We start from the raw sequence: 16,599 nt of genomic DNA, 5'->3' as shown, positions 1-16,599 counted from the left end.
CCGACGCATCGGCCCGCCGACGCTGAAAAAGCCCCAATAGGCCAAAGGGTCAAGCCCCTCTGGACACCCCTTGTCGTGCTGCGCACGCCGACCGCCGAGGCGGTCCCCTCTTCAACCACCCCCCCCCAAAAAAAACGACCACACCATGGGATATGCCGTCCTGCATCTCGACAAAGCCCCGGGCAACGAGGCGGCGATGACCGCCCACATCGCCCGCACGAAGATACCCACCAACGCCTCGCCCGAACGCACCTGCCTCAACGAGGAGCTCGTCGAGTTTCCCGAAGAGGTGGCCGACCGTACGGAGGCGATCAACTACCGACTCGAACACGCCGGCCTCACACGCAAGATCGGAACGAACCAGGTGCGGGTGATCCGCGTCATGCTGACCGGTTCGCACGACGCGATGAAGCGCATCGAGGAGGAGGGGCGGCTTCCGGAGTGGTGTGCCGACAACCTCGCCTGGCTGCGCGAGACCTTCGGGGCGGAGAATGTCGTCTCGGCCGTCGTACACCGCGACGAATCGACCCCGCATATCCACGCCGCCGTGGTGCCGATCGTCACGGGCGAGCGCCGCAAGGCCCGCACCGCCGCATCCGAAACACCCGGCAAACGGCACTACCGCACGAAATCCGCCGCACGGCCCCGCCTCTGCGCCGATGATGTCATGTCGCGCGTCCGTCTCAAGCAGTATCAGGACAGCTACGCCGCGGCAATGTCCAAATACGGACTGGAGCGCGGCATCGACGGTTCGGAGGCGCGCCACGTCACCACGCAGGAGTTCTACCGACAGGCCATTGCCCAGCAGCAGGATCTGCAGGAGAACATCGACGCGCTGCTCCGTCTCGAAGAGCAGAAGCGGAAGGCCGTCGAACTGCTCAAACAACAGGAGCGGCAGGTGCGCACCGAGTATGAACAGACCGCCACGCTCCAGGCGCAGAAGAGCGCCGAACTGAACCGCACCGAGGCCGAGTTGAAGAGCGTGAAGGGCGAACTGAAGGGTGCCCGATTGAAAAACGCCGCGGCAGAGGTCGGGTCGAACATCGTCGAGGGAATCGGGGCGATGATCGGCACCTCGCGTATCAAGCGGCAACAGCAGGAGATCGACCGCCTCAACGCGGAGAACGCCGCCCTGCACGAACAGATCGGGTCGCTGAACCGTGCCAACCGTGAGGAGAAGGCCCGACATGGGCAGGCCGAACAGCAGCTGCAGGCGAAGCTCGACCGCATCGAACACTGGCTGCCCGACACGCAGACACTTATCAGCTGGGGCGAATACTGCCGCGACATGGGAATCTCGGAGTCGGGCGCCCGCGAGATCATCGCCATGAAACCCCTCTATGTATCGGGCGAACTCTATACGCGAGAGTATTCGCGCCGCTTCGACGTCTCGAATACCGAGATCCGCCTGCAACGCGATCCGAACGGTCCCGGAGGCTTCCAGCTATTCATCGACCGACAACCCGCACACGCCTGGTTCCGCCAACGGTATGTAGAACTCATGACCCGCCTGGGCTACCCCGTCCGCCCCGAACGTCCGGTAATCCGACAACATACCCTCAAACGGTAACACTCCGCCGCCGCACCGTTTTTGTATGAAAAATTGCACAGACTTTCCCGAAAAACCGCTATCTTTACTCGAAATATTCCTTTCCAATCACCTATGGCAACCATGAATACGGCCGATATCGGCTTCGAGAAGGAGATCTGGCGCGCGGCGGACAAGATGCGCGGCAATATCGACGCGTCGGAATACAAGTCCGTCGTGCTGGGTCTGATCTTCCTGAAATACATTTCCGACAAGTTCGAGACCAAATACCGCCAGCTCGTCGACGAGGGCGAGGACTTCGAGGAGGACAAGGACGAATACACCGCCGAGAACATCTTCTACGTCCCCGCCGAGGCGCGCTGGGAGACCATCGCCGCGCAGGCCCACACCCCCGAAATCGGCACCGCCATCGACAACGCCATGCGGGCCATCGAGCGCGAAAACCGGCGCCTGAAGGACATCCTGCCGAAGAACTTCGCACGGCCCGAGCTCGACAAACGGCGTCTGGGCGAGGTCGTCGACCTCTTCACCAACATCCGCATGCACCAGCACGGCGACTCGAAGGACATCCTCGGCCGCACCTACGAATACTGTCTCTCGCGCTTCGCCGAGGCCGAGGGCAAGCTGGCCGGCGAATTCTACACCCCGGCGTGCGTGGTCAAAACCCTCGTGCAGGTGCTGCAACCCTTCCGGGGGCGTGTCTACGACCCCTGCTGCGGTTCGGGCGGGATGTTCGTGCAGTCGGCGCGCTTCATCGAGAGCCACGCTGGCAACATCAACAACATCTCGGTCTACGGCCAGGATTCGAACCCCACGACGTGGAAGATGGCACAGATGAACCTCGCCATCCGGGGTATCGAGGCCGACCTGGGGCAGTACAACGCCGACACCTTCTTCCACGACTGCCACCCGACGCTCAAGGCCGACTTCGTGCTGGCCAATCCGCCCTTCAACCTCAGCGACTGGGGCGCTGACCGCCTCGCGGACGACGTGCGCTGGAAGTATGGAACCCCGCCGAACGGCAACGCCAACTTCGCGTGGATTCAGCATATCATCCACCATCTGGCCCCGACGGGGCGTGCGGGCGTCGTGCTGGCCAACGGCTCGCTCTCGAGCCAGAGCGGCGGCGAGGGTGACATCCGGCGGCGATTGGTCGAGGCCGACCTGGTGGACTGCATCGTGGCCATGCCTCCGCAGCTCTTTTATACGACGCAGATTCCCGTCTCGATCTGGTTCTTCAACAAGGCCAAGACGCAGCCGGGCCATACGCTCTTCATCGACGCGCGCAACCTCGGGACGATGGTCACGCGCAAGCTGCGCGAGCTGACCGACTGCGAGTCGGAGGATCCGGCCCGTCGGGGCGACATCCAGCGCATCGCCGACACCTACCGGGCCTATGCCGAGGGGCGTCTGGAGGCGGAGCAGGGCTTCTGCGCCGTGGCGACGACGGAGGAGATTGCGGCGCAGGACTTTATTCTGACGCCGGGGCGCTATGTGGGTATCGCGGCGCAGGCGGAGGATTCGGAACCCTTCGCGGCGAAGATGGAGCGGCTGACGGGCGAGCTTTCGGGTTTGTTCGCTCGGTCGCACGATCTGGAGGCGGAGATCCGCCGGCAGTTGGAGAGTATCGGGTATAAGATATAAAAATATGGAGCCTATATCCCCAAAATACCAAATGGCTTTAATTAAGAGAATAGCCGACACAATATGGACGGAATATAGTTCATATACTAATGTTTTATTCTACATACAAAAATGGCATGAGTGTAACAATGATTGGAGTGACTATTGGGAAAATTTTTCTATCAAATTCAAAGACAACCCAAAAGACAACGATCATCCAATAATAGATTTACTATCCACATTACACAATATGGATGGTGAAATGCTCTTAATAATTGCCATTGATTTAGGGATAGAAACGCCCGATTTTATTCCATCAATCCCGGTTTTTAGAAATGAAATAAAGTCAAGTTATAAAACAGCGAGCCAAACTTTTGAGAAGGCATTTAAATGCATTGAAACTGATCCAGACACTGCGGTTGGCCTTGTGAATTCTGCGTTAGAGAGTATTATTAAAGAAATTCTCAAAGACAACAGAGTTTCTATCGCATGGAAAGAGAATGATACTCTATACACTTTAACACAAAAAATTTTAAAAGAGTTTAAATTTTCTTCCGAAGGAAATCCCATTGAAATAAAAACTATTGCATCATCTATGCTTAGTGCATGTCAGGCTATTGAACGAATCAGAAGTGAAAAAACCTTATTCCATGGAAAAACCGATACAGATTATATAATTGATGATCCATTATATGCGTATTTTATTGTAAATAGTGTTTCTTCGATAGGTTTGTTTTTAATATCTTTCTATGAAAAGAAGTATCCGAAACAAACTGAACAAGAACAAGAAACCACTTTTGAACCAGACGATCTACCATTTTAGATTAGAAATATGAGCGAATGGAAAACATATCGACTGGGAGACCTCTGTTCTCGCATAAAAAGCGGAAAAGGAATACCCGCAAGTGAAGTTTCTACGACCGGAGAATATCCTGTAATAGGAGGCAATGGCATTAGAGGCTATACCAACACTTCTAATTTTAACGGGGTATGCGCTGTTGTCGGCCGACAAGGAGCATATTGCGGCAATGTCAGATTCTTCTCCGGAGAAGCATATATGACAGAACATGCTGTTGTTATTGTTGGTAATGAATTAGCAGATACAAGATATTTAGCGTATTTATTATCGATAATGCAATTAGGGCATTTATCCGCACAATCCGCACAACCTGGACTATCTGTACAAACGCTTTCGAAACTGTCCATAAATATCCCAGACATATCCACACAGCGGCGGATTGTGGGGATTTTGGGGTCGTTGGATGATAAAATCGAATTGAATCGGCGGATCAATGCGAATTTGGAGGCGCAGGCGCAGGCCCTCTTCCGGTCGTGGTTTGTGGATTTCGAACCCTTCCGCGACGGCCCCTTTGTCGATTCCGAATTAGGCAAAATCCCTGCATCTCTGAAAATAGAGCATATCGGAAATATTCCTCATAAAATAGAAAGCGGGAAACGACCAAAAGGAGGTGCTTCAGAACACGGGATTCCAAGTATCGGCGCAGAAAACATCAAAGGATTAGGCATATATGATTACGCCAAAACAAAATTCATTCCCGAGGATTTTGCCTCAACAATGAAAAAGGGGAAAATAAACGGATACGAATTGTTAATATATAAAGACGGCGGCAAACCGGGATACTTTATACCCAATTTTACTATTTTTGGAGAGGGATTTCCTTACAAAGAAATGTATATAAACGAACATGTCTTTTGTTTGGATTTCTTCGACAAAGGATTTAATACTTTCGCCTATTTCTATATGCGAACTCCATATATTATGAACCAACTTAATACTATTGGAGGAAAGGCTGCAATTCCGGGAATAAACACGAAAGATATTGAATCGTTACCTATTTTCACAAACGAAAACGAAAAAGTCAAAGAATTCGGCACGTTGTTTTTACCAACAATAAAAACTATTCTTCAAAATTGCGTTGAAAACAAAACCCTTTCCGCCCTGCGCGACACCCTGCTGCCCAAATTGATAGCCGGAGAAATTTAAATAAATAAAAGCTATGAAAAAAGAGGTTAAAATGCTACTTGAAAAAGCAACGGACTCTTTAATATTAAGTATTGAATTATTTAATAGACCACAAGAGCAATGTCGACATACCGGAGCTTTAATCCTATTAGATCATAGCTTTGAGATGATTCTAAAAGCTGCAATAATACATCGCAACGGGAAAATCCGCGACAAGAGAAACAATAAAAATACTATTGGCTTTGATGCGTGTTTACGAATCGCTGTTTCTAATGGGAATATAAAATTCTTAACAGAGGAGCAAGCCTTGGTTGCTCAAGCGATCAATGGGTTACGAGATGCTGCACAACATTATATTTTACAAATATCAGAGCAACAATTATATGTTCATATGCAATCGGGAGTAACATTATTCTCTGATATACTCAATAACGTGTTTGGTATAAAATTATCTGATCGATTACCTCAAAGAGTTCTCCCTATAGCGACATTAGCACCATTAGACATAGATGCGTTATTTCGATTTGAAACTAAAGAAATAAAAAAACTATTGAACCCCGGATCAAGGCGAGGACCAGAAGCCTATTCAAAAATTCGGCCTTTATGTATTTTGGACGCTGTCATTTCTGGCGAAAAAAACACGCAACCATCCGATGCAGAAATTAGAAATATCGCCAATAAATTACGAAGTGGTATCAGTTGGAATGAAATTTTTAAGGGCGTTGCAGGCATTCAACTTAGCAGAGAAGGGGACGGTCCATCTATATCATTAAAAATAACAAAAAAGGCCGATGTAGAAGTCACATTAGTCAAAAATAGTCCTAATGCAGCAGTCGTTGCGGTTAAAAGAGTCAACGAATTAGATTTTTATTCTTTAGGTCTTAAAGCAATGACAACTAATATACAACAACATTTTGCGTATATTACTACAACGAAATTGCTAAAGGTTATAAATCATTTACACCTCCAAGATAATCCAGAATTTTATAAAGAAATAAAACTAAATAGTCAAACACATAAAAGATACTCTCAAAATGCGCAAACTTTTTTACTTGAGCAAATTCCACTACTCGATGTAGAACACAATTGGAGAAATTTATAATTATGCCCTTCACCGAAGCCAATTTCGAAAACGCCATCCTCGAAATATTCCGAGACCTGCTCGGTTACGAGTACCTCTACGGCCCCGATGTCGTGAGGGACTTCGCAGAGCCCCTCTGTCCGGAGATTCTCGAAGATGCCCTCGTCCGCATAAACCCCTCGCTCCCCCGCGCCGCCATCGACGAGGCCATCGCACGCATCCGCACCCACGAAAGCGGTTCGCTCGCCCGCAAAAACGCCCGGTTCACCGACATGCTCCAGAACGGCGTGGCGGTCAACTACTTCGACGGAAGCGAACAGCGTGCCGGGCTGGTGCGCCTGGTGGATTACGACCTCCCGATGCGCAACCGGTTCACGGTCGCGAACCAGTGGACGGTCGAGGAGCGTTCGGTGCGCAGGGCCGACATCGTCGTCTTCGTCAACGGGTTGCCGCTGGTGGTCGTCGAGCTGAAATCCCCCTCGCGCGAGGCGACCGACGTCTCGGAGGCCTATGCCCAGCTGCGCAACTACATGCAGGAGATTCCCTCGCTGTTCGTCTACAACGCCTTCTGCGTGATGAGCGACCTGGCTACGACCAAGGCCGGGACCATCACGGCGGGTGAGGACCGATTCATGGAGTGGAAGACCGTGGACGGCAAGCTGGAGGACGCGCACTACGCCAATTTCGACGTCCTCTTCCGCGAGATGTTCGAGAAGAGCCTCTTCATCGAGCTGCTCGGCGGCTTCATCTGCTGCGCGGAGAAGGACGGGCAAGACATCAAGATATTGAGCGCCTACCATCAGTTCTACGCCGTGCGCAAGGCTGTCGATTCGACGCTCCGCGCAGCGGAGGGGGACGGTCGCGGCGGGGTATTCTGGCACACGCAGGGAAGCGGCAAGTCGCTGTCGATGGTCTTCTTCGCCAAACGGTTGCAGCGAGCGATGGCCTCACCGACGATTGTCGTGCTGACCGACCGCAACGACCTCGACGGGCAGCTGTACGGTCAGTTTGCGCAGTGCAGCGATTTTTTGCGGCAGGTGCCCGTGCAGGCCTCGAGCCGCGCCCATCTGCGCGAGCTGCTGGCCGGGCGCGAGGCAAACGGCATCTTCTTCTCGACGATGCAGAAGTTCGAGGAGGGCGACGGACCCCTCTCTGAACGCCGCAACATCGTGGTGATGGTCGACGAGGCGCACCGCAGCCAGTACGGGCTGGAGGAGCACATCGACCCGCGCACGGGGCGTGTGCGCACGGGAGCGGCGCGGCTGGTGCGCAACGCCCTGCCGAATGCCACCTACATCGGCTTCACGGGGACCCCGATTGCGCAGAAAGACCGCTCGACGCGCGAGGTCTTCGGCGACTACATCGACGTCTACGACATGACGCAGGCCGTGGAGGACGGCGCCACGCGTCCGGTCTTCTACGAGAGCCGCGTCGTCAACCTCCACCTCGACGAGGAGACGCTGCGCCGCATTGATGCCGAGTACGACGCGATGGCCGAGGAGGCCGAGGAGTACGCCATCGAGAAGAGCAAGCGCGAGTTGGGGCGTATCGACTCGATTCTGGGGGCCGATGCGACGGTGGCGTCGCTGTGCGAGGATATCGTGAAGCACTACGAGGAGTTCCGCCAGTGGGAGCAGACCGGTAAGGCGATGATTGTGGCCTACTCGCGGCCGATTGCGATGAAGATTTACCATCGTATATTGGAGATGCGCCCGGCGTGGAGCGAGAAGCTGGCCGTGGTGATGACTTCGAGCAACAAGGACCCCGAGGAGTGGCGGGCCGTGATCGGCAACGACGCCCACAAGAAGGAGCTGGAGCGGCGGTTCAAGGACAATGCCGGGCCGCTGAAGATTGTCATCGTGGTGGACATGTGGCTGACGGGGTTCGATGTTCCCTCGCTGGCGACGATGTATGTCTACAAGCCGATGGCAGGACACAACCTCATGCAGGCCATTGCGCGCGTGAACCGCGTCTTCGGCGACAAGCAGGGCGGATTGGTGGTCGATTACGTCGGCATCGCCTCGGCCCTGAAGCAGGCGATGAACGACTACACGCTGCGCGACCGCCGCAACTACGGCGACCCCGACATCGCCAAGACGGCCTATCCGGAGTTTCGGAAGAAGCTGGAGGTGTGCCGCGACCTGCTGCACGGTTACGACTACGCGGGATTCCGGGGCAATTCGGACCTCGAACGTGCCCGGGCCATCAGCGGCGGCGCCGACTTCCTGCAGGCTCCGGAGCGGGCGAAGGTCAAGGAGGATTACATCCGCGAGGCGTTGCTGCTGCGGCAGGCGCTGTCGCTGTGTCAGAGTATGCCCGACCGCGAAGAGCGGCTCGAAGCGGCCTATTTCGAGGCCGTGCGCACGCTGTTGACGCGCGTCGAGGGCAAGGGCAAGATCTCATTCCGCGAGATCAACGAACGCATCAACGAGCTGCTCCGGCAGAGCATTCAGAGCGAAGGAGTCATCAACCTCTTCTCGGACGTGCAGGAGGAGTTTTCGCTCTTCGACCCGAAGTTCCTCGAGGAGATCGGCCGCATGAAGGAGAAGAATCTGGCCGTGGAGCTGTTGCGCAAGTTAATTGCCGAGCAGGTGCAGCTCTACCGCCGGACCAACACGGTGCGGGCCGCAAAGTTCTCGGAGATCCTTGCCCAGGCGATGAGCAACTACCTGAAGGGGATGCTGACCAACGAGGAGGTAATCGAGGAGCTGTTGAAGACGGCCCGCGAGATCATCGACGGCGAAAAGGCGGGCCAGGCGCTGCACCTCACGACCGAGGAGCTGGCCTTCTACGATGCACTGACCAAGCCCGAGGCCGTGCGGGACTTCTACACGAACGACCAACTGCTGGCCATCACACACGAACTGACCGATGCCCTGCGCAAAAACAAGACAATCGACTGGAATCTGAAGGAGAGCGCCCGGGCCGGGATGCGCCGGCTGGTCAAACGACTGCTCAAGAAGTACAAATATCCGCCCGAGGGGCAGGAGGACGCACTGAACACCATCATGGAGCAGTGCGAAATGTGGTCGGAAAACAGTTGAGCCGAACAGCAAACCGGCCCGCTGCCGTACAAATACCGTACAAATTCAAACGAAAACCGCGTTGCAGACATCTGCAACGCGGTCTCTGTGAGGTCTGAAGCGGATTCGAACCGCTGTACAAGGTTTTGCAGACCTTTGCCTAGCCACTCGGCCATCAGACCATCATCTTTCCCGCTGCGCCCTCTCTACACCAACCTAACCCTATCAGCTCTCTCCGCTCCCTTTCACACAACCGGAACTCAAACCGAAAAACGGCCCCTCTCCGGCCCAGGGAGCGTTCGGAACTAATTTCCAAGCGCATCGGGAGTGCAAATATACGAACAATTCTGATTTTTGCAAAACTTCTGCCCAACTTTGCATTATTTCCCGAATAAATTCCCGTTATTTCCCAAAAACCGCTACCTTTATCATCTGCAAAAACGATTTTTCATTCGCGGCTATGACCATCGAAGATATTGCCCTTCAGATGACTCCGGGCATCGGTATAAAAGGAGCCGTGCATCTGCTGGAGCTGTTCGGCGATGCGCGGAGCATTTTCGCCGCCACCGCCGATGAACTCGTCACCAAAGCCGGCCTGCGTCCCGACACGGCGCAGCAGATCGTCCGCCGGAAGGGATTTCCGGCCGCCGAAAAGGAACTCGCCCACTGTCGCCGCAACAACATTGCGGCCGTCGCCTCCACCGACCCGGAATACCCGGCGCTGCTGCGCGAAATCCCCGATTATCCCCACGTAATATACATAAAGGGCTGCGTCGAAGCCCTCTCGGCACGTTGTATCTCCATCGTCGGGACACGCGAGGCGACCCCTTACGGACAGACGGCCTGCAACCGGCTGGTGGAAGGGCTTGCAGAGCGCATACCGGGGCTTTCGGTGGTCAGCGGGCTGGCGTTCGGCATCGACGTTGCGGCGCACCGCGCTGCGCTTGCAGCAGGCGTACCGACCGTCGCCGTGGTGGCCAACCCCCTGCCCGGGGTGACGCCCGCCCAGCATACGGACGTGGCGCGCGACATACTCGCCCGCGGGGGTGCGCTGGTCACGGAACTGCATTCGCAATCGAAACAGAACGGCAACTTCTACCTGGCGCGGAACCGCATCATCGCAGGATTGAGCGCGGGGTGTATCGTCGTCGAGTCGCCCGACAGCGGCGGTTCGCTTTTCACGGCCCACTGCGCCGACTCCTACGACCGCACGGTGATGGCCGTGCCGGGACGCATCACCGACCGGGCGTCGGCCGGGACGAACCACCTGATCCGCAACCGCAAAGCGCAGTTGGTGCTGACAGCCGACGACGTGATCCGCGAACTGATGTGGGACCTCGGGGAGAATCCCGCAACGCTGCGCGCAAAACCCCCGACACCGGAACTGACACCCGACGAAGCGGGATTGCTGGGCTGTTTCCGCACGGACGACCCGCTTTCGGTCGAGGCGCTCGGCGAGCTGACGGGGCTGAATCCCGGCGAGCTGGCGACGCTGCTCGTGGGTCTGGAGCTGGCAGGAGCCGTGCGCCAGCTGCCCGGAAACCGATATATGAAGCTATGAAACTGACAGATACGCATTCACACCTTTACGACGAAGCGTTCGACCGCGACCGCGAAGAGGCTTTGGCGCGCGCCGCGGCCGAAGGGGTCGGGCAGCTGCTGCTCCCGGCCATCGACTCCGAAAGCCACGAACGGCTGTTCGGGCTTTGCCGCCGCCACCCGCAGCGGTGCATCCCGATGATGGGCCTGCACCCCACGTCGGTGAACGACAATCCCCGCTGGCGCGACGAACTCGCTCTGGTCGAAAGTTACCTCCGGACGCCGCCCGAGGGAATCGCGGGGTTCTGCGCCGTGGGCGAAATCGGGCTGGACCTCTACTGGAGCCGCGACTTCCGGGAAGAGCAGGCCGAAGCCTTCCGCCGCCAGATCGACCTTTCGCTGCAATACGGACTGCCGATCGCCGTGCATACGCGCGACGCCTGGCCCGAAACCGTCACCATCATGCGCGAATACCGCGGCCGGGGCGTCCGGGGCGTTTTCCACGCCTATTCCGACGGAATCGAAACCTATCGCAAACTGAAGGAGTGCGGCGATTTCGTTTTCGGAATCGGCGGCGTAGTGACCTTTAAAAAGAGCAGGCTGGCCGAGGTCGCGGGCGAAATGGAGCTGCGGGACCTCGTGCTCGAAACCGACTGTCCCTATCTGACGCCCGCGCCTCACCGGGGCGAGCGCAACGAATCGGCCTGGGTGCGTTACGTCTGCGAAAAAGTCGCCCAAATCAAGGGACTGACCCCGGAAGAGGTCGCGGAAGCGACGACGGCCAATGCCGAAAGGATGTTCGGACGGCCGCAAAACCGGCCCGCCCCCAGTCATGGCCGGAAGATTTTCGATGCGCCCGAGGCGAATCGGCAGGCCGCAGCTCCGCCCTGCGGAGGCCTGCCCGCAACTGCGTTTCGAGCGGACCCCCGCGAGCTGCCACCTGAAAACGCGACCGAAGTTCCGGAGAACGAATCTTCCGACCACGCATCCCCCTCGTCAGACAACGGCCTTTCCCGGCCCGAAAGAGCATAACACGACACCGGACATGAAAAAAATAAAGATCACGGTCTTGCGCAAGACCTGCCACAGGGATCTGATGGAGCAGTACGAAAATCCCATCGAACATGCCTGCGATCTGTACGAAGGGCAGGTTTTCACGACCGACGGCTGGCGGAAACCCGACGGATTGTGCGACAGCGCCTGGCAGACGCTTTCGCCGTTCGTCATGACGCTGGCACACGGCGGCACGAACATCTACGACGGCTGGATGAAGAATCCCGCCTCGGCGATGATCTCCTGCAACGACGGGTTTCGCCCCGTGAGCTTTCTGATCGAAACATTAGAGAAATAAAAACGCTATGCGATCCTCCATTCTGATCATCTACACGGGCGGGACCATCGGCATGAAGACCGATGCCGCCACCGGGGCGCTGGTCCCCTTCGATTTCAGCGGCATCTACGACGAATTCCCCTCGCTGAAACGCCTCAACGTCGACATCGACGTACACACGGTGTCGCCCGTGATCGACTCGTCGAACGTCGAGCCGGCGAACTGGGTGGCCCTGGCCCGCCTGATCCGCGACAACTACGCCCGCTACGACGGATTCGTCGTGCTGCACGGAACCGACACCATGTCCTATACGGCATCGGCCTTGAGCTTCATGCTCGAAAATCTCGCCAAACCCGTGGTCTTCACCGGAAGCCAGATTCCGATCGGCGTGCTGCGCACCGACGGGCGCGAGAACCTCATCACGGCCATCGAAATCGCCGGAGCGCGCATCGGCGACCGGCCCGAGGTCCCCGAAGTGTCGCTCTATTTCCAGAACCGGCTTTTCCGCGCCAACCGCACCACCAAACGCAGCGCCGAAGCCCTGAGCGCCTTCCGTTCCTACAACTACCCGCCGCTGGCCGAAGTCGGCGTCAACATCGCCTACAACCTCCCGGCGATCCTGCAACCCGAAGAGTCGCCGGCGGAACTGCGCATCGCCACGAAGCTCTCCGGAGGCATCGAGCTGATCAAACTCTTCCCGGGAATGGGCGAGGAGATCCTGCGGGCCATGTTCTCGGCTCCGGGGCTGCGGGCCGTGGTGCTCGAAACCTTCGGCGCGGGCAACGCCCCCACCTCCGAATGGTTCATCCGCGTCATCGAAGAGGCCGTCGCACGCGGAATCATCCTCTTCAACATCACGCAGTGCGGCGGGGGCCGCGTCTCGATGGAGTTGTACGAAACAGGGCTTAAACTGCAAAAAACCGGCGTCCTGTGCGGCTACGACATGACCACCGAGGCAGCCGTGACCAAACTGATGTACGTACTCGGGCTGGGGCTTCCGGACGACGAGACACGCATGCTTCTGCGCAAGCCCCTGCGCGGAGAATTTACGGCATAAGCCATTGCACGTAACAAATTTTTTTTCTATATTTCGCACTGCTAACGTACCCTTTCCGCCGGGACCATTGGGCGGAGGCCGGCGTAGCGCACAGGCAAAAAGATTGATTTACAACTACTTGATCGGGTCCGGGGTGAATTATCCGGGATTCGGCTCTACGTGCAGGAATAACCTTTCGCAACTGCGCCGGAGCACAAAAGGACGCCGCAAAGGCTGCGAAAGACAAAAAAAATAATTATTTTTAGCGAAAAAATAACCCGGCGGAAACGCCCGAAAAGAAAAGAGGCCCCGACCGGCCGGAAAAACGAAGAAACCAAAACACAACAATAAAAAATCAACTAATCAAAATTTAATTTATCCAACACAACTATGAAAAAACTTTTTTTGATTCCGTCGGCTGCCCTGTCCGTATTGGGTACCGTTAGTGCGTTCGCACAGGATGCCGCTGCCGCAACCGAAACGGTTGTCGCTGAAACCCAGATCGCAGGCGACAGCATGCACCACGTTATGATGCAGAAGTTCCTCGAAGGCGGCTGGGAGTGGATGCTTCCGGTGCTCCTCTGCCTGGTGATCGGTCTGGCCGTGGCCATCGAGCGTATTCTGTACCTGTCGCTTTCGACGATCAACTCGAAGAAACTCATCGCATCCGTCGAGGAGGCGCTCAAGAACGGCGGCATCGAGGCTGCCAAGGAAGTTTGCCGCAACACCCGCGGTCCGATCGCTTCGATCTACTATCAGGGTCTCGACCGTTACGACCAGGGTCTCGACGCCGTCGAGAAAGCCGTCGTTTCCTACGGTTCGGTTCAGACCGGCCAGATGGAGTCGGGTCTTTCGTGGATCGGCCTGTTCATCGCCCTTTCGCCCATGTTGGGATTTATGGGAACCGTCGTCGGTATGATCGCGGCGTTCGACGCCATCCAGGCTGCCGGTGACATCAGCCCGACGCTGGTTGCAGGCGGTATCAAGGTCGCCCTGCTGACGACCCTCATGGGTCTTATCGCGGCGGTTGTTCTTCAGCTGTTCTACAACTATATCGTTTCGAAGATCGACTCGCTCGTGAACGATATGGAGGATTCGTCCATCACGCTGATGGATATTCTGACGGCTTACAACAAGAAATAATCGAACGCTGAAATAGTCAAAAGCAATTATGAAAAAGATTTTAAACATATTGCTGGGTATTCTGATGGCTATCACCGTAGTCCTCATGGTCTACGCGATCGCTACCGGCGGCTCGGACGCATCGATCAGCGTGAACCTGATGTGGGGTTACTTCCTCTTCGTGTTCGCTGTCGCTGCGGCCATTTTCTGCGCCGTTTTCGGAATGATTCAGAACCCGGCAGGCATCAAGGGAACCATCCTGTCCCTGGCGTTGATCATCATTATCGTGGGCGTGTCGTACTTCTACTCGGCAGGCCACACGGTGAACATTGTCGACCTCCAGAACAACGGGTTCTTCGGCCACGGTGAAACCGTAATTACCGAAACGAGCATCCTCGTAACCTATGTTGCATGCGTCGCCGCATTCGTGACGGCCGTAGCAACCGAGATCTGGGGCGCATTCAAATAACCGAGTAAGACACAATGGCAACAGATAAAAGAAAAATCCAGGAGATCAATGCCGGTTCTATGGCCGACATCGCCTTCCTGCTGCTGATTTTCTTCCTGGTGGCCACTACCATGAATACCGACACGGGTCTGGTGCGCATGCTTCCGCCGATGCCTCCTGAGGATCAACCCCAGGATGAAATCAAGGTCAAGGAGCGCAACCTCTTCCTGGTGTTCATCAACGGTAGGGGCGACATCATGGCAGGAGCCGCAGGAAAACAGGAGGCGATCGACCTGCGTCAACTCAAGGACAGGACCAAAGAGTTCATCCTCAATCCGCTGGATGACGAGAACCTGCCCGAGAAGGCGAACAAGGACATTGAACTTCCCGACGGCGGCAAGTGGGTATATCCCGTGAGCGAAGGCGTCGTCTCGTTGCAGACGACCCGGGATACGGGCTACCAGTCCTATATCATGGTGCAGAACGAACTCACGCGCGCATTCAACGAAGTGCGTGACGAAGTGGCACAGCGTAAATTCGGCGCAAAATTCGCGGATCTTCCCGAGGAGTTGCGCAATGCAGTATCGAAGGCCGTACCTCTGAAGATTTCGGAGGCTGAACCGCGTAACATTAAGAAGTAAGCCATGGCAGTAATGAAAAAGAAGGGCAGCAAAGGTCTGCCCCCTATCTCGACCGCTTCGCTTCCTGACGTGATCTTCATGATCCTCTTCTTCTTTATGGTCTCGACGACCATGCGCGATCAGGAACTGCTGGTGAGATACAAACTTCCGGAAGCTACCGAAGTGCAGAAACTCGAGAAGAAATCGCTCGTAAGTTTCATCCACATCGGTCCTCCGGCAATGACGATGCAGGCAAAGTTCGGAACCGCGCCGCGCATCCAGTTGAACGACTCTTACAAATCGACCCGGGACATCCTGGACTTCGTTGCCGCCGAGCGCGACAAACTCTCCGAAGCCGACCGCGCTTCGATGACGATCTGCCTCAAGGCCGACGAAGCTACGAAAATGGGTATCGTGACCGACGTCAAGCAGGAGCTGCGTCGCGCCAACGCCCTGAAACTCTCCTATGCGGCTTCCAAGTCGCTGGGTTACTGATCCGGAGATTTCTTTTTGAAAAAGAGCAGGCTTACAGCCTGCTCTTTTTGTTTGACCGGGAATGCCGGGAATGTGCGGCAAATACGCGACAAATACGCCGCAAGCACCGGAAACGTCAGAGAGAGGAGGGGAGGGGCGTCAGAAAGGGAGTTCCAACTGATCAATCTCGTGGTTGAACGTCAGCCGGTGGTGGGGCGTGAGGCCGTGCTCGCGGATCGCCAACCGATGCTCGCGCGTCGGATAGCCCTTGTTCTTCGCCCAGCCGTATTGGGGAAACTCTTCGGCGATGCAGAGCATGTACTCGTCACGATGGGTTTTGGCAAGCACCGAAGCCGCGGCAATGTCGGCGTATTTGCCATCGCCCTTGACGATGCAGCGCCAGGGAATTTCGAGACGTGTGCGGAACCGGTTGCCGTCGATGGCTAGAAACGCCGGAGCGGGATCGAGGCGCGCCACAGCCAGCGACATACCCTCGAACGAAGCGTTCAGGATGTTGATTTCGTCGATCCGTGCGGCGGAGACCGCCTCGACAGCCCATGCGACGGCCTCGCGCTCGATGACGGCCCGCAACTTTTCGCGGTTGCGCTCGGTCATCTGCTTCGAGTCGTTGAGCAGCGGGTCGTGGAAATCGGGCGGCAGCATCACGGCCGCCGCAAACACCGGCCCGGCCAGACATCCCCGCCCGGCTTCGTCACACCCGGCCTCCGGAAGGTCGTATTGATACTGGTTTTCTAACATCGCACCACAAA

The 16,599-nt window shown here is 56.1% G+C and carries 14 protein-coding genes, 1 tRNA gene and 1 pseudogene; 14 read left to right on the top strand and 2 right to left on the bottom strand.

Translation table 11 applies throughout. From position 1 onward, the window contains the following. The first annotated feature begins 145 nt into the window (after positions 1 to 145). From mobV to DWW03_RS04625, 6 genes are all read left to right on the top strand, one after another. The gene (mobV, locus tag DWW03_RS04645; protein ID WP_118406392.1) at positions 146 to 1,570 is read left to right on the top strand and encodes a MobV family relaxase; all 1,425 of its coding nucleotides are present in this window, start codon (positions 146 to 148) and stop codon (positions 1,568 to 1,570) included. A 93-nt stretch (positions 1,571 to 1,663) separates the two neighbouring features. Next, a complete protein-coding gene (locus DWW03_RS04640) occupies positions 1,664 to 3,193 on the top strand; it encodes a type I restriction-modification system subunit M (protein WP_118406391.1) in 1,530 nt (509 codons plus the stop codon). A gap of 4 nt (positions 3,194 to 3,197) precedes the next feature. Further along, a complete protein-coding gene (locus DWW03_RS04635; protein WP_118406390.1) occupies positions 3,198 to 3,995 on the top strand; it encodes an abortive infection family protein in 798 nt (265 codons plus the stop codon). 9 nt (positions 3,996 to 4,004) lie between these two features. Beyond that, entirely contained in the window at positions 4,005 to 5,177 is a 1,173-nt protein-coding gene (locus tag DWW03_RS04630) for a restriction endonuclease subunit S (RefSeq protein ID WP_118406389.1), read from the top strand. Between the two features lie 13 nt (positions 5,178 to 5,190). Beyond that, positions 5,191 to 6,258 carry a DUF3644 domain-containing protein gene (locus DWW03_RS16410; RefSeq protein WP_147344288.1) on the top strand — a complete coding sequence of 356 codons (1,068 nt, stop codon included), beginning with the start codon at positions 5,191 to 5,193 and terminating at the stop codon, positions 6,256 to 6,258. A gap of 2 nt (positions 6,259 to 6,260) precedes the next feature. Next, complete coding sequence (locus DWW03_RS04625) at positions 6,261 to 9,281, top strand: type I restriction endonuclease subunit R (RefSeq protein ID WP_118406388.1); 3,021 nt, start codon at positions 6,261 to 6,263, stop codon at positions 9,279 to 9,281. A 90-nt stretch (positions 9,282 to 9,371) separates the two neighbouring features. Here DWW03_RS04625 and DWW03_RS04620 read toward each other — a convergent pair. Next, a tRNA-Cys gene (locus DWW03_RS04620) sits at positions 9,372 to 9,442 on the bottom strand. Positions 9,443 to 9,720: 278 nt separating this feature from the next. Between DWW03_RS04620 and dprA the strand changes: the two genes are divergently transcribed. The 8 genes and pseudogenes from dprA to DWW03_RS04580 all read left to right on the top strand — a co-directional run bounded on the left by dprA (position 9,721) and on the right by DWW03_RS04580 (position 15,850). Next, on the top strand, positions 9,721 to 10,821 hold the full coding sequence (gene dprA / locus DWW03_RS04615) for a DNA-processing protein DprA (RefSeq protein WP_022061150.1): 1,101 nt from the start codon (positions 9,721 to 9,723) through the stop codon (positions 10,819 to 10,821). Further along, positions 10,818 to 11,600, top strand: a pseudogene (locus tag DWW03_RS04610) (TatD family hydrolase); the annotation flags it as partial. The gene dprA and the pseudogene DWW03_RS04610, both read left to right, overlap by 4 nt. Before the next feature lie 244 nt (positions 11,601 to 11,844). Then, the gene (locus DWW03_RS04605) at positions 11,845 to 12,150 is read left to right on the top strand and encodes a TIGR04076 family protein (protein WP_118406387.1); all 306 of its coding nucleotides are present in this window, start codon (positions 11,845 to 11,847) and stop codon (positions 12,148 to 12,150) included. Positions 12,151 to 12,157: 7 nt separating this feature from the next. Then, complete coding sequence (locus tag DWW03_RS04600) at positions 12,158 to 13,186, top strand: asparaginase (RefSeq protein WP_022061604.1); 1,029 nt, start codon at positions 12,158 to 12,160, stop codon at positions 13,184 to 13,186. Positions 13,187 to 13,555: 369 nt separating this feature from the next. Further along, positions 13,556 to 14,308: a MotA/TolQ/ExbB proton channel family protein gene (locus tag DWW03_RS04595; protein WP_015546928.1), complete on the top strand. Its 753-nt coding sequence runs from the start codon at positions 13,556 to 13,558 to the stop codon at positions 14,306 to 14,308. A 28-nt stretch (positions 14,309 to 14,336) separates the two neighbouring features. Next, positions 14,337 to 14,756 (top strand): hypothetical protein, encoded by a 420-nt coding sequence (locus DWW03_RS04590; RefSeq protein ID WP_022061606.1) that lies wholly within the window; start codon positions 14,337 to 14,339, stop codon positions 14,754 to 14,756. Between the two features lie 14 nt (positions 14,757 to 14,770). Then, positions 14,771 to 15,376 carry an ExbD/TolR family protein gene (locus DWW03_RS04585; RefSeq protein ID WP_022061607.1) on the top strand — a complete coding sequence of 202 codons (606 nt, stop codon included), beginning with the start codon at positions 14,771 to 14,773 and terminating at the stop codon, positions 15,374 to 15,376. A 3-nt stretch (positions 15,377 to 15,379) separates the two neighbouring features. Then, complete coding sequence (locus DWW03_RS04580; protein ID WP_022061608.1) at positions 15,380 to 15,850, top strand: ExbD/TolR family protein; 471 nt, start codon at positions 15,380 to 15,382, stop codon at positions 15,848 to 15,850. Between the two features lie 138 nt (positions 15,851 to 15,988). Here DWW03_RS04580 and DWW03_RS04575 read toward each other — a convergent pair whose 3' ends face one another. Then, positions 15,989 to 16,588, bottom strand: a complete 600-nt coding sequence (locus DWW03_RS04575; RefSeq protein ID WP_015546924.1) for a ribonuclease HII — start codon at positions 16,586 to 16,588, stop codon at positions 15,989 to 15,991. Positions 16,589 to 16,599 lie beyond the last annotated feature (11 nt).

The organism is Alistipes sp. AF14-19, assembly GCF_003461645.1.
GTDB lineage: Bacteria > Bacteroidota > Bacteroidia > Bacteroidales > Rikenellaceae > Alistipes > Alistipes shahii.
The sequence above is the reverse complement of the archived record's forward strand: the minus strand, read 5'-3'. Positions and strand labels throughout refer to the sequence as shown.

Bases quoted from the DNA above. Each gene is read 5' to 3' on its own strand.
- mobV (WP_118406392.1), top strand. From the start codon at position 146: ATGGGATATGCCGTCCTGCATCTCGACAAAGCCCCGGGCAACGAGGCG.
- DWW03_RS04640 (WP_118406391.1), top strand. From the start codon at position 1,664: ATGGCAACCATGAATACGGCCGATATCGGCTTCGAGAAGGAGATCTGG.
- DWW03_RS04635 (WP_118406390.1), top strand. From the start codon at position 3,198: ATGGAGCCTATATCCCCAAAATACCAAATGGCTTTAATTAAGAGAATA.
- DWW03_RS04630 (WP_118406389.1), top strand. From the start codon at position 4,005: ATGAGCGAATGGAAAACATATCGACTGGGAGACCTCTGTTCTCGCATA.
- DWW03_RS16410 (WP_147344288.1), top strand. From the start codon at position 5,191: ATGAAAAAAGAGGTTAAAATGCTACTTGAAAAAGCAACGGACTCTTTA.
- DWW03_RS04625 (WP_118406388.1), top strand. From the start codon at position 6,261: ATGCCCTTCACCGAAGCCAATTTCGAAAACGCCATCCTCGAAATATTC.
- dprA (WP_022061150.1), top strand. From the start codon at position 9,721: ATGACCATCGAAGATATTGCCCTTCAGATGACTCCGGGCATCGGTATA.
- DWW03_RS04605 (WP_118406387.1), top strand. From the start codon at position 11,845: ATGAAAAAAATAAAGATCACGGTCTTGCGCAAGACCTGCCACAGGGAT.
- DWW03_RS04600 (WP_022061604.1), top strand. From the start codon at position 12,158: ATGCGATCCTCCATTCTGATCATCTACACGGGCGGGACCATCGGCATG.
- DWW03_RS04595 (WP_015546928.1), top strand. From the start codon at position 13,556: ATGAAAAAACTTTTTTTGATTCCGTCGGCTGCCCTGTCCGTATTGGGT.
- DWW03_RS04590 (WP_022061606.1), top strand. From the start codon at position 14,337: ATGAAAAAGATTTTAAACATATTGCTGGGTATTCTGATGGCTATCACC.
- DWW03_RS04585 (WP_022061607.1), top strand. From the start codon at position 14,771: ATGGCAACAGATAAAAGAAAAATCCAGGAGATCAATGCCGGTTCTATG.
- DWW03_RS04580 (WP_022061608.1), top strand. From the start codon at position 15,380: ATGGCAGTAATGAAAAAGAAGGGCAGCAAAGGTCTGCCCCCTATCTCG.
- DWW03_RS04575 (WP_015546924.1), bottom strand. From the start codon at position 16,588: ATGTTAGAAAACCAGTATCAATACGACCTTCCGGAGGCCGGGTGTGAC.